The organism is Shigella sp. FC1567 (assembly GCF_001743015.1).
Taxonomy (GTDB): domain Bacteria; phylum Pseudomonadota; class Gammaproteobacteria; order Enterobacterales; family Enterobacteriaceae; genus Escherichia; species Escherichia coli.
In genome coordinates this window covers 1-12318 of the sequence record NZ_MIIV01000036.1, presented here as the reverse complement: position 1 = coordinate 12318, position 12318 = coordinate 1, and the positions used below count along the sequence as shown (strand labels likewise).

The 12318-nt window shown below is 53.1% G+C and carries 13 protein-coding genes and 2 pseudogenes; 6 read left to right on the top strand and 9 right to left on the bottom strand.

What is annotated here, in order from left to right; translation table 11 throughout:
* The 8 genes and pseudogenes from BHE85_RS03165 to BHE85_RS03130 all read right to left on the bottom strand — a co-directional run.
* The coding region (locus BHE85_RS03165; protein ID WP_047664789.1) for an IS1 family transposase at nucleotides 1–165 on the bottom strand (165 nt) is incomplete at its 3' end.
* 28 nt (nucleotides 166–193) lie between these two features.
* On the bottom strand, nucleotides 194–274 hold the full coding sequence (tnaC, locus tag BHE85_RS28330; protein WP_064721318.1) for a tryptophanase leader peptide: 81 nt from the start codon (nucleotides 272–274) through the stop codon (nucleotides 194–196).
* Between the two features lie 242 nt (nucleotides 275–516).
* The gene (mnmE, locus tag BHE85_RS03155) at nucleotides 517–1881 is read right to left on the bottom strand and encodes a tRNA uridine-5-carboxymethylaminomethyl(34) synthesis GTPase MnmE (RefSeq protein WP_001282346.1); all 1365 of its coding nucleotides are present in this window, start codon (nucleotides 1879–1881) and stop codon (nucleotides 517–519) included.
* Nucleotides 1882–1986: 105 nt separating this feature from the next.
* A pseudogene (gene yidC, locus BHE85_RS03150) lies at nucleotides 1987–3632 on the bottom strand (membrane protein insertase YidC).
* Nucleotides 3633–3634: 2 nt separating this feature from the next.
* Nucleotides 3635–3892 carry a membrane protein insertion efficiency factor YidD gene (gene yidD / locus BHE85_RS03145; protein WP_001307474.1) on the bottom strand — a complete coding sequence of 86 codons (258 nt, stop codon included), beginning with the start codon at nucleotides 3890–3892 and terminating at the stop codon, nucleotides 3635–3637.
* A complete protein-coding gene (gene rnpA, locus BHE85_RS03140; protein ID WP_000239730.1) occupies nucleotides 3856–4215 on the bottom strand; it encodes a ribonuclease P protein component in 360 nt (119 codons plus the stop codon). Before rnpA ends, yidD begins: the two co-directional genes overlap by 37 nt.
* 16 nt (nucleotides 4216–4231) lie before the next feature.
* Nucleotides 4232–4372: a 50S ribosomal protein L34 gene (gene rpmH, locus BHE85_RS03135; protein WP_000831330.1), complete on the bottom strand. Its 141-nt coding sequence runs from the start codon at nucleotides 4370–4372 to the stop codon at nucleotides 4232–4234.
* Nucleotides 4373–4601: 229 nt separating this feature from the next.
* Nucleotides 4602–4682: a protein YsdD gene (locus tag BHE85_RS03130; RefSeq protein WP_120795392.1), complete on the bottom strand. Its 81-nt coding sequence runs from the start codon at nucleotides 4680–4682 to the stop codon at nucleotides 4602–4604.
* Between the two features lie 296 nt (nucleotides 4683–4978).
* Between BHE85_RS03130 and dnaA the strand changes: the two genes are divergently transcribed.
* The 6 genes and pseudogenes from dnaA to BHE85_RS03100 form a co-directional block, all read left to right on the top strand.
* Complete coding sequence (dnaA, locus tag BHE85_RS03125) at nucleotides 4979–6382, top strand: chromosomal replication initiator protein DnaA (protein WP_000059111.1); 1404 nt, start codon at nucleotides 4979–4981, stop codon at nucleotides 6380–6382.
* A 4-nt stretch (nucleotides 6383–6386) separates the two neighbouring features.
* A complete protein-coding gene (gene dnaN, locus BHE85_RS03120) occupies nucleotides 6387–7487 on the top strand; it encodes a DNA polymerase III subunit beta (RefSeq protein WP_000673464.1) in 1101 nt (366 codons plus the stop codon).
* On the top strand, nucleotides 7487–8560 hold the full coding sequence (gene recF / locus BHE85_RS03115; RefSeq protein ID WP_000060106.1) for a DNA replication/repair protein RecF: 1074 nt from the start codon (nucleotides 7487–7489) through the stop codon (nucleotides 8558–8560). Before dnaN ends, recF begins: the two co-directional genes overlap by 1 nt.
* Nucleotides 8561–8588: 28 nt before the next feature.
* Nucleotides 8589–11003: a DNA topoisomerase (ATP-hydrolyzing) subunit B gene (gene gyrB / locus BHE85_RS03110; RefSeq protein ID WP_000072066.1), complete on the top strand. Its 2415-nt coding sequence runs from the start codon at nucleotides 8589–8591 to the stop codon at nucleotides 11001–11003.
* A 239-nt stretch (nucleotides 11004–11242) separates the two neighbouring features.
* Complete coding sequence (locus BHE85_RS03105; protein ID WP_004987558.1) at nucleotides 11243–11641, top strand: YidB family protein; 399 nt, start codon at nucleotides 11243–11245, stop codon at nucleotides 11639–11641.
* A 114-nt stretch (nucleotides 11642–11755) separates the two neighbouring features.
* Nucleotides 11756–12070: pseudogene (locus BHE85_RS03100) on the top strand (HAD-IIB family hydrolase); the annotation flags it as partial.
* A 170-nt stretch (nucleotides 12071–12240) separates the two neighbouring features.
* Here the strand turns inward: BHE85_RS03100 and BHE85_RS27170 are convergent.
* Nucleotides 12241–12318, bottom strand: a 78-nt coding sequence (locus BHE85_RS27170; RefSeq protein ID WP_242412314.1) for a hypothetical protein, incomplete at its 5' end; no start/stop codon positions are given.

Sequence of the window (12318 nt, the reverse complement as noted above, 5' to 3'; positions counted from 1 at the left end):
TTTCTGGTGCGTACCGGGCTGAGAGGCGGTGTAAGTGAACTGTAGTTGCCATGTTTTACGGCAATGAGAGCAGAGATAGCGCTGATGTCCGGCAGTGCTTTTGCCGTTACGCACCACGCCTTCAGTAGCGGAGCAGGAAGGACATCTGATGGAAATGGAAGCCACGCAAGCACCTTAAAATCACCATCATACACTAAATCAGTAAGTTGGCAGCATTACCCTTATTGTCGATATTGAACCATTTTGAGGTCACACATATATGTAAGATATTCATAATGCACTTATTCCTCGAAAGACACGAGGCTACAGTATAATACTCAAGAATTTTGTCTATTCTAAAATTGTTTAAATGTGAATCGAATCACAATCGTTCGGGGAGCAATATTAAATGCTTTTTTTAAGATTATAAATTACGTAAGAATTTTAATGTTTAAAAAAAGGGTTGAGGAATAACAGGAGTGCTAACAATGAAGCGAAGCCGCATCTGACAGTCAGAATACGGCTTCGTAAGCGCGGTTACTTACCAATACAGAAGCTGGAGAAAATCCGCCCCAGCAGGTCGTCTGAAGTAAATTCCCCGGTGATTTCGCTTAAGTTCTGCTGTGCCAGACGCAACTCTTCCGCCAGCAGTTCACCTGCCCAGGCTCCCAACAGTTGCGCTTTGCCCTGTTGTAGATGTTCCGCTGCCTGTTCCAGCGCCTGTAGGTGGCGACGACGCGCCAGGAAGCCGCCTTCCATGTTGGTGTCAAAGCCCATGCTCTGTTTGAGATGGTTACGCAGCACGTCCACGCCTTCACCAGTCCTTGCCGAGAGACGAATTAACGCGTGACCGTTCACTTCACTCATTCCCAGCGTTTCGCCGGTGATATCGGCTTTATTGCGCACCACGGTGATCGGCAGTTTCGCTGGCAGACGGGCAATAAATTCCGGCCAGATCTCTGCCGGATCCACGGCGTCTGTTGTGGTGCCATCGACCATAAACAGCACGCGGTCGGCCTGTTCAATTTCCTGCCACGCGCGCTCGATACCAATACGTTCTACTTCGTCACTGGCTTCACGTAGCCCGGCGGTATCGATGATATGCAGCGGCATTCCGTCAATGTGGATATGCTCACGCAGCACGTCACGCGTAGTTCCGGCGATATCGGTTACGATTGCCGCTTCACGCCCCGCCAGCGCGTTTAACAGGCTCGATTTACCGGCGTTAGGACGTCCGGCAATCACCACTTTCATCCCTTCGCGCAACAAACTACCCTGACGTGCTTCAGCACGCACTGCATCAAGATCGGCAATAACGTCATTGAGCTGGGCTTCAATTTTTCCGTCGGAGAGGAAATCGATCTCTTCATCGGGGAAATCAATTGCCGCTTCGACGTAAATGCGCAAGTGGGTGAGGGCTTCTACCAGATGATTAACCCGTGCGGAGAATGCGCCTTGCAGCGAGTTAAGTGCCGAACGGGCCGCCTGTTCCGAACTGGCGTCGATAAGATCGGCAATCGCCTCGGCCTGGGCTAAGTCAAGTTTATCGTTAAGAAACGCGCGTTCGGAAAACTCACCAGGGCGAGCAATCCGCAGGCCGGGAATGGTCAGAATGCGTTTTAACAGCAGGTCGAGGATCACCGGACCGCCATGACCTTGCAGTTCCAGCACATCTTCGCCGGTGAACGAGTTCGGGCCAGGGAACCATAGCGCAATCCCCTGATCGAGCACGCTGCCGTCGGCGTCTTTAAACGGAAGATAATCGGCGTAGCGCGGCTTAGGCAGTTTACCCAGCACGGTTTCGGCAACTTCACGGGCTTTGAAGCCGGAGATGCGCAGGATGCCAACGCCGCCACGTCCCGGAGGCGTGGCCTGGGCTACGATAGTGTCATTATCGCTCATGATGTTCCTGTTGCTTTGTGTGGCGGATGCGCGGTGCTTATCCGCCCTACGAAAAGAAAAAAGGCGGTCAACTGACCGCCCTTATTTTAGCGAAAACTCACCGAATCAGGATTTTTTCTTCTCGCGGCTATGCAGGCCACGTTTTTCCAGACCACGGTAAATCAGCTGCTGCTGAATAATGGTTACCAGGTTGCTGACGATATAGTACAGCACCAGACCTGACGGGAACCACAGGAAGAACACGGTGAAGATGACCGGCATAAAGGTCATGATCTTCTGCTGCATCGGGTCGGTCACTGTGGTCGGCGACATCTTCTGAATGAAGAACATCGTTACGCCCATCAGGATCGGCAGGATGTAGTACGGGTCCTGTGCCGACAGGTCGTGGATCCACAGTGCAAACGGTGCCTGACGCAGTTCAACGGAACCCATCAGCATGTAGTACAACGCCAGGAAGATTGGCATCTGGATCAGCAGCGGGAAGCAGCCGCCCAGCGGGTTAACCTTCTCAGCTTTGTACAGCGCCATCATTTCCTGCTGATACGCTGTTTGTCATCGCCCAGACGCTCACGCATTGCCTGAATCTTCGGCTGCAGCATACGCATCTTCGCCATGGAGGTGTACTGCGTTTTGGTCAGCGGGTACATGATGCCACGAACGATAAAGGTGATGATGATAATGGAGAAGCCCCAGTTACCCACAAAGCTATGGATCCATTTCAGCAGTTTGAACAGCGGCTGAGAGATGAACCACAACCAACCGTAATCAACGGTCAGATCCAGGTGCGGAGCAACAGCTGCCATTTTGTCCTGGATTTCCGGGCCAACCCACAGGGTGCTGTTCATCGCGCCAGTCTGACCAGGCTGAACCAGTACCGGCTGAGATTTATAGCCGATAGCGGCGATGCCGTTACCCAGATTAGCGGTATAGAAGTTGTTGGTACCGTCGTTATGCGGGATCCACGCCGTCGCGAAATACTGTTGCAGCATTGCCACCCAACCACCTTTCGAAGAGATGTTCAGGTTTTCGTTATCGGCAATGGTATCGAACTTGTATTTCTCGTACTTCTCGTCAGGCGTGGAGTACGCCGCGCCGCGGAAGGTGTGCAGTGCGAAGTTGCTGCTTCCGGTATCGAGATGCGGTGGCAGAGTGATGGATTGCTTCAACTGACCAAAGGTGGAGATTTCCAGCGGTTTCTCGCCAGCGTTCTGCACGTTGTAGTTGACGTTGACAGCGTAATCACCACGTTTCAGGACAAACGTTTTGGTAAACGTGTTGCCTGCCGCGTCGGTATACGTCATCGGCACCTGCAGTTCGTTTTGACCTTCAGCCAGCACATAAGCGTCTTTTTCAACGTTATACAGCGGACGCGGGCCGTTAGCCGGGTTATCCGGGCCATCACGACCGGTCAGACCGCTCTGTGCCTGATAAATAAACTGCGGTGAAGTTTCCAGCAGCTGGAACGGCTGGGTAGAGTTCAGCTCTTTCGGGTAAGCAGGCAGCAGAGCTTGCTCAACATCACCACCACGGGTGTTGATGGTCAGATCAAGCACGTCGGTCTTAACCGAGATCAGTTTCCCCTGGCCACTGGCCGGTACGCCCTGGTCGGCGGCGCTACCCGCTGCGGTGGTCGTTGTCTGCGTGGTCTGTTGGGCCTGAGGTTGCGGGTTTTTATCCTGCTCCCAGGCTTGCCAGATCATGAAAGACACGAACAGCAAAGCGATGACTAAAAGATTGCGTTGCGAATCCATCGTTAGTGTTCTCTGGTATCAAATGGTCCGGGCGGGACGGGATCGTCACCACCAGGGTGTAAAGGGTGGCATTTTAATACGCGTTTCACCGTCAACCAACTGCCTTTTATCACTCCAAACCTGCGCAATGCCTCAATTCCGTAGCTTGAACAGGTTGGAGTGAAACGACAATGCGGCCCGAGTAGCGGACTAATCAGGCGTTGATAGACCCGAATGAGGGCTATCAGGACCCGCGAGCCAGGCGACAGTGGCGGCGCCATAATTTTTCCAACGCTTCCGAGAGAGCACGGTTATCGAGGTCGGCAACCCCTTTTTTCGCCACCACCACGAAATCCATAGCCGGGAGTTCATGTTGGCGCAGACGGAAGCTTTCACGCGTCAGACGTTTAATCCGATTGCGTTCATGGGCGCGTCGAACGTTTTTCTTGGCGACTGTAAGACCGATACGGGGATGCCCCAGCGAATTCAGGCGGCCGAGAATGGTAATTTGCGGCGTGCCAGCCCGTTGTGGCTGCTGGAAGACGAATGTGAATTGACTGGGAGTTAACAAGCGTAACTCCCTGGGAAATGCGAGCTTAACCACTCAGGGGTTAGCTTTATTACTTAGAAACGGTCAGACGAGCGCGGCCTTTAGCACGACGACGTGCCAGAACCTGACGACCATTTTTAGTAGCCATACGAGCACGGAAGCCGTGAGAACGGTTGCGCTTCAGTACAGACGGTTGAAAAGTGCGTTTCATGGCGATTTCTACCTAAACTTGAATAAATTCAATGGCTTTATTGGATATCCGCCGAAAAATGAAACGATGGACACCGAAGCCATGGGTGATTAAAGAGGCCGGATTGTAATAATTGTACACTCCGGAGTCAATTCTCTTTCCTTATTTACCGCGCTTTTCCGCACCTTTTCGCAGGGAAAATGTACGACCTCACACCAGTGGAAACCAGCATGGCGCGCCGGGTGGAGGATTATACGGGCTGATGGGTAAAGCGCAAGGATCGTCCTGGATCTTTATTAGATCGATTAAGCCAATTTTTGTCTATGGTCATTAAATTTTTCAATATGCGGCGTAAATCGTGCCCGCCTCGCGGCAGGATCGTTTACACTTAGCGAGTTCTGGAAAGTCCTGTGGATAAATCGGGAAAATCTGTGAGAAACAGAAGATCTCTTGCGCAGTTTAGGCTATGATCCGCGGTCCCGATCGTTTTGCAGGATCTTGATCGGGCATATAACCGCAGACAGCGGTTCGTGCGTCACCCTCAAGCAGGGTCTTTTCGACGTACGTCAACAATCATGAATGTTTCAGCCTTAGTCATTATCGACTTTTGTTCGAGTGGAGTCCGCCGTGTCACTTTCGCTTTGGCAGCAGTGTCTTGCCCGATTGCAGGATGAGTTACCAGCCACAGAATTCAGTATGTGGATACGCCCATTGCAGGCGGAACTGAGCGATAACACGCTGGCCCTGTACGCGCCAAACCGTTTTGTCCTCGATTGGGTACGGGACAAGTACCTTAATAATATCAATGGACTGCTAACCAGTTTCTGCGGAGCGGATGCCCCACAGCTGCGTTTTGAAGTCGGCACCAAACCGGTGACGCAAACGCCACAAGCGGCAGTGACGAGCAACGTCGCGGCCCCTGCACAGGTGGCGCAAACGCAGCCGCAACGTGCTGCGCCTTCTACGCGCTCAGGTTGGGATAACGTCCCGGCCCCGGCAGAACCGACCTATCGTTCTAACGTAAACGTCAAACACACGTTTGATAACTTCGTTGAAGGTAAATCTAACCAACTGGCGCGCGCGGCGGCTCGCCAGGTGGCGGATAACCCTGGCGGTGCCTATAACCCGTTGTTCCTTTATGGCGGCACGGGTCTGGGTAAAACTCACCTGCTGCATGCGGTGGGTAACGGCATTATGGCGCGCAAGCCGAATGCCAAAGTGGTTTATATGCACTCCGAGCGCTTTGTTCAGGACATGGTTAAAGCCCTGCAAAACAACGCGATCGAAGAGTTTAAACGCTACTACCGTTCCGTAGATGCACTGCTGATCGACGATATTCAGTTTTTTGCTAATAAAGAACGATCTCAGGAAGAGTTTTTCCATACCTTCAACGCCCTGCTGGAAGGTAATCAACAGATCATTCTCACCTCGGATCGCTATCCGAAAGAGATCAACGGCGTTGAGGATCGTTTGAAATCCCGCTTCGGTTGGGGACTGACTGTGGCGATCGAACCGCCAGAGCTGGAAACCCGTGTGGCGATCCTGATGAAAAAGGCCGACGAAAACGACATTCGTTTGCCGGGCGAAGTGGCGTTCTTTATCGCCAAGCGTCTACGATCTAACGTACGTGAGCTGGAAGGGGCGCTGAACCGCGTCATTGCCAATGCCAACTTTACCGGACGGGCGATCACCATCGACTTCGTGCGTGAGGCGCTGCGCGACTTGCTGGCATTGCAGGAAAAACTGGTCACCATCGACAATATTCAGAAGACGGTGGCGGAGTACTACAAGATCAAAGTCGCGGATCTCCTTTCCAAGCGTCGATCCCGCTCGGTGGCGCGTCCGCGCCAGATGGCGATGGCGCTGGCGAAAGAGCTGACTAACCACAGTCTGCCGGAGATTGGCGATGCGTTTGGTGGTCGTGACCACACGACGGTGCTTCATGCCTGCCGTAAGATCGAGCAGTTGCGTGAAGAGAGCCACGATATCAAAGAAGATTTTTCAAATTTAATCAGAACATTGTCATCGTAAACCTATGAAATTTACCGTAGAACGTGAGCATTTATTAAAACCGCTACAACAGGTGAGCGGTCCGTTAGGTGGTCGTCCTACGCTACCGATTCTCGGTAATCTGCTGTTACAGGTTGCTGACGGTACGTTGTCGCTGACCGGTACTGATCTCGAGATGGAAATGGTGGCACGTGTTGCGCTGGTTCAGCCACACGAGCCAGGAGCAACGACCGTTCCGGCGCGCAAATTCTTTGATATCTGCCGTGGTCTGCCTGAAGGCGCGGAAATTGCCGTGCAGCTGGAAGGTGAACGGATGCTGGTGCGCTCCGGGCGTAGCCGTTTTTCGCTGTCTACCCTGCCAGCGGCGGATTTCCCGAACCTCGATGACTGGCAGAGCGAAGTCGAATTTACCCTGCCGCAGGCGACGATGAAGCGTCTGATTGAAGCGACCCAGTTTTCGATGGCGCATCAGGATGTTCGCTATTACTTAAACGGTATGCTGTTTGAAACCGAAGGCGAAGAACTGCGCACCGTAGCGACCGATGGTCACCGTCTGGCAGTCTGTTCAATGCCAATTGGTCAATCTTTGCCAAGCCATTCGGTGATCGTGCCGCGTAAAGGCGTGATTGAACTGATGCGTATGCTCGACGGCGGCGACAATCCGCTGCGCGTGCAGATTGGCAGCAATAACATTCGTGCCCACGTTGGCGACTTTATCTTCACCTCCAAACTGGTGGATGGTCGCTTCCCGGATTACCGCCGCGTTCTACCGAAGAACCCGGACAAACATCTGGAAGCTGGCTGCGATCTGCTCAAGCAGGCGTTTGCCCGTGCGGCAATTCTCTCTAACGAGAAATTCCGCGGCGTACGTCTTTATGTCAGCGAAAACCAGCTGAAAATCACTGCCAACAACCCGGAACAGGAAGAAGCGGAAGAGATCCTCGACGTTACCTATAGCGGTGCGGAGATGGAAATCGGCTTCAACGTCAGCTATGTGCTGGATGTTCTGAACGCGCTGAAATGCGAAAACGTCCGCATGATGCTGACCGATTCGGTTTCCAGCGTGCAGATTGAAGATGCGGCCAGCCAGAGCGCGGCTTATGTTGTCATGCCAATGAGACTGTAATGTCCCTCACCCGCTTGTTGATCCGCGATTTCCGCAATATCGAAACCGCGGATCTCGCCTTATCTCCCGGCTTTAACTTTCTGGTAGGTGCCAACGGCAGTGGCAAAACCAGTGTGCTGGAAGCCATCTATACGCTCGGCCATGGTCGGGCGTTTCGCAGTTTGCAGATTGGTCGCGTCATTCGCCATGAGCAGGAGGCATTTGTTCTCCATGGGCGATTACAGGGCGAAGAGCGCGAGACGGCGATTGGCTTAACCAAAGACAAACAAGGCGACAGCAAAGTCCGCATCGACGGTACTGACGGGCATAAAGTCGCGGAGCTGGCGCACCTGATGCCGATGCAGCTGATAACGCCAGAAGGGTTTACTTTACTCAACGGCGGCCCCAAATACAGAAGAGCATTTCTCGACTGGGCATGCTTTCACAACGAACCCGGATTTTTCACCGCCTGGAGCAATCTCAAGCGATTGCTCAAGCAGCGCAATGCGGCGCTGCGCCAGGTGACACGTTACGAACAGCTACGCCCGTGGGATAAAGAGCTGATCCCGCTGGTGGAGCAAATCAGCACCTGGCGCGCGGAGTATAGCGCCGGTATCGCGGCTGATATGGCCGATACTTGTAAGCAATTTCTCCCTGAGTTTTCTCTGACTTTCTCTTTCCAGCGCGGCTGGGAGAAAGAGACAGAATATGCTGAGGTGCTGGAACGTAATTTTGAACGCGATCGCCAGCTAACCTACACCGCGCATGGCCCGCATAAAGCGGACTTACGCATTCGCGCCGACGGTGCGCCGGTGGAAGATACCTTATCGCGTGGGCAGCTTAAGCTGTTGATGTGCGCCTTACGTCTGGCGCAAGGAGAGTTCCTCACCCGTGAAAGCGGGCGGCGGTGTCTCTACCTGATAGATGATTTTGCCTCTGAGCTTGATGATGAGCGTCGCGGGCTGCTTGCCAGCCGCTTAAAAGCGACGCAATCACAGGTCTTTGTCAGCGCGATCAGTGCTGAACACGTTATAGACATGTCGGACGAAAATTCGAAGATGTTTACCGTGGAAAAGGGTAAAATAACGGATTAACCCAAGTATAAATGAGCGAGAAACGTTGATGTCGAATTCTTATGACTCCTCCAGTATCAAAGTCCTGAAAGGGCTGGATGCGGTGCGTAAGCGCCCGGGTATGTATATCGGCGACACGGATGACGGCACCGGTCTGCACCACATGGTATTCGAGGTGGTAGATAACGCTATCGACGAAGCGCTCGCGGGTCACTGTAAAGAAATTATCGTCACCATTCACGCCGATAACTCTGTCTCTGTACAGGATGACGGGCGCGGCATTCCGACCGGTATTCACCCGGAAGAGGGCGTATCGGCGGCGGAAGTGATCATGACCGTTCTGCACGCAGGCGGTAAATTTGACGATAACTCCTATAAAGTGTCCGGCGGTCTGCACGGCGTTGGTGTTTCGGTAGTAAACGCCCTGTCGCAAAAACTGGAGCTGGTTATCCAGCGCGAGGGTAAAATTCACCGTCAGATCTACGAACACGGTGTACCGCAGGCTCCGCTGGCGGTTACCGGCGAGACTGAAAAAACCGGCACCATGGTGCGTTTCTGGCCCAGCCTCGAAACCTTCACCAATGTGACCGAGTTCGAATATGAAATTCTGGCGAAACGTCTGCGTGAGTTGTCGTTCCTCAACTCCGGCGTTTCCATTCGTCTGCGCGACAAGCGTGACGGCAAAGAAGACCACTTCCACTATGAAGGCGGCATCAAGGCGTTCGTTGAATATCTGAACAAGAACAAAACGCCGATCCATCCGAATATCTTCTACTTCTCCACCGAAAAAGACGGTATTGGCGTCGAAGTGGCGTTGCAGTGGAACGATGGCTTCCAGGAAAACATCTACTGCTTTACCAACAACATTCCGCAGCGTGACGGCGGTACTCACCTGGCAGGCTTCCGTGCGGCGATGACCCGTACCCTGAACGCCTACATGGACAAAGAAGGCTACAGCAAAAAAGCCAAAGTCAGCGCCACCGGTGACGATGCGCGTGAAGGCCTGATTGCGGTCGTTTCCGTAAAAGTGCCGGACCCGAAATTCTCCTCCCAGACCAAAGACAAACTGGTTTCTTCTGAGGTGAAATCGGCGGTTGAACAGCAGATGAACGAACTGCTGGCAGAATACCTGCTGGAAAACCCAACCGACGCGAAAATCGTGGTTGGCAAAATTATCGATGCTGCCCGTGCCCGTGAAGCGGCGCGTCGCGCGCGTGAAATGACCCGCCGTAAAGGTGCGCTCGACTTAGCGGGCCTGCCGGGCAAACTGGCAGACTGCCAGGAACGCGATCCGGCGCTTTCCGAACTGTACCTGGTGGAAGGGGACTCCGCGGGCGGCTCTGCGAAGCAGGGGCGTAACCGCAAGAACCAGGCGATTCTGCCGCTGAAGGGTAAAATCCTCAACGTTGAGAAAGCGCGCTTCGATAAGATGCTCTCTTCTCAGGAAGTGGCGACGCTTATCACCGCGCTTGGCTGTGGTATCGGTCGTGACGAGTACAACCCGGACAAACTGCGTTATCACAGCATCATCATCATGACCGATGCGGACGTCGACGGCTCGCACATTCGTACGCTGCTGTTGACCTTCTTCTATCGTCAGATGCCGGAAATCGTTGAACGCGGTCACGTCTACATCGCTCAGCCGCCGCTGTACAAAGTGAAGAAAGGCAAGCAGGAACAGTACATTAAAGACGACGAAGCGATGGATCAGTACCAGATCTCTATCGCGCTGGACGGCGCAACGCTGCACACCAACGCCAGCGCACCGGCATTGGCTGGCGAAGCGTTAGAGAAACTGGTGTCTGAGTACAACGCGACGCAGAAAATGATCAACCGCATGGAGCGTCGTTATCCGAAAGCAATGCTGAAAGAGCTTATCTATCAGCCGACGCTGACGGAAGCCGACCTCTCTGATGAGCAGACCGTTACCCGCTGGGTGAACGCGCTGGTCAGCGAACTGAACGACAAAGAACAGCACGGCAGCCAGTGGAAGTTTGATGTCCACACCAATGCCGAACAAAACCTGTTCGAGCCGATTGTTCGCGTGCGTACCCACGGTGTGGATACTGACTATCCGCTGGATCACGAATTTATCACTGGTGGCGAATATCGTCGTATCTGCACGCTGGGTGAGAAACTGCGTGGCTTGCTGGAAGAAGATGCATTTATCGAACGTGGCGAGCGTCGTCAGCCGGTAGCCAGCTTCGAGCAGGCGCTGGACTGGCTGGTGAAAGAGTCTCGTCGCGGTCTCTCCATCCAGCGTTATAAAGGTCTGGGCGAGATGAACCCGGAACAGCTGTGGGAAACCACCATGGACCCGGAAAGTCGTCGTATGCTGCGCGTTACCGTTAAGGATGCGATTGCCGCTGACCTGTTGTTCACCACGCTGATGGGCGACGCCGTAGAACCGCGTCGTGCGTTTATTGAAGAGAACGCCCTGAAAGCGGCGAATATTGATATTTAATGGCGTTAACCATGCGAGCGTGCCTGATGCGCTACGCTTATCAGGCCTACGAAAATCTTGCAATGTATTGAATTTTAATGATTTTGTAGGCCAGGTAAGACGTTAACGCCGCATCCGGCAAGAAGCTATAAAAAAAGGGCGGAGATCATCTCCGCCCTTTTTATTTCTGCAATCCGCAATTATCATCCCGCAGATCTATACTTTTTGGGTCAACACGTAACGCTTTACAGGTGATTATCATGGGGCTTTTTGATGAAGTTGTCGGTGCCTTTCTGAAAGGCGATGCGGGGAAATATCAGGCTATTTTAAGTTGGGTTGAGGAGCAGGGCGGCATTCAGGTGCTGCTGGAAAAACTGCAAAGTGGCGGCTTAGGGGCCATTCTCTCAACCTGGTTGAGTAATCAGCAGAGCAATCAATCAGTTAGCGGCGAGCAACTGGAATCGGCGCCCGGCACAAATGCGGTGTCCGATCTCGGGCAAAAACTTGGCGTGGATACCAGTACGGCTTCCAGTTTACTGGCAGAACAATTGCCGAAGATTATTGATGCGCTCTCACCGCAAGGTGAAGTGTCTTCACAAGCCAATAACGATCTGCTTTCCGCAGGTATGGAACTGCTGAAAGGGAAACTCTTCCGCTAAGCAAATGGGGAGCATGCAACCCGCGTTGCATCCCCCTTTTCCCTCGGGTGTTGTACTGATTTTTGAGCGGAATCGCGTTAGCATGGGTCAGGAACTAATCTACCTGGGGAACTCATGGCTATCAAACTCATTGCTATCGATATGGATGGCACCCTTCTGCTGCCCGATCACACCATTTCACCCGCCGTTAAAAATGCGATTGCCGCAGCTCGCGCCCGTGGCGTGAATGTCGTGCTAACGACGGGTCGCCCTTATGCAGGCGTTCACAACTACCTGAAAGAGCTGCATATGGAACAGCCGGGCGACTACTGCATTACTTATAACGGCGCGCTGGTACAGAAGGCCGCTGATGGTAGCACCGTGGCGCAAACTGCTCTCAGTTATGACGACTATCGTTTCCTGGAAAAACTCTCTCGCGAAGTCGGTTCACGTATAGGAAATTGAAAAACTAAGCGATACCCCTGTCCGCGCCTTATGCCACGTGAGCTTTTCTGCTTTTCCCTCCACTCCGGTGTTTTCTCTCTCTGCATGGTCGATTCTTATACCGCAACAGGCTGTTTTTTATACTTGCACCGATTCCCGGGCACACTTAGCCTGTGTCAGGCCGGCATATACCTCAGCAGACTGATATCCCGCGCGTTTTTCTTCAGCCCCTCCACATTCAGTCCCGCGATGGC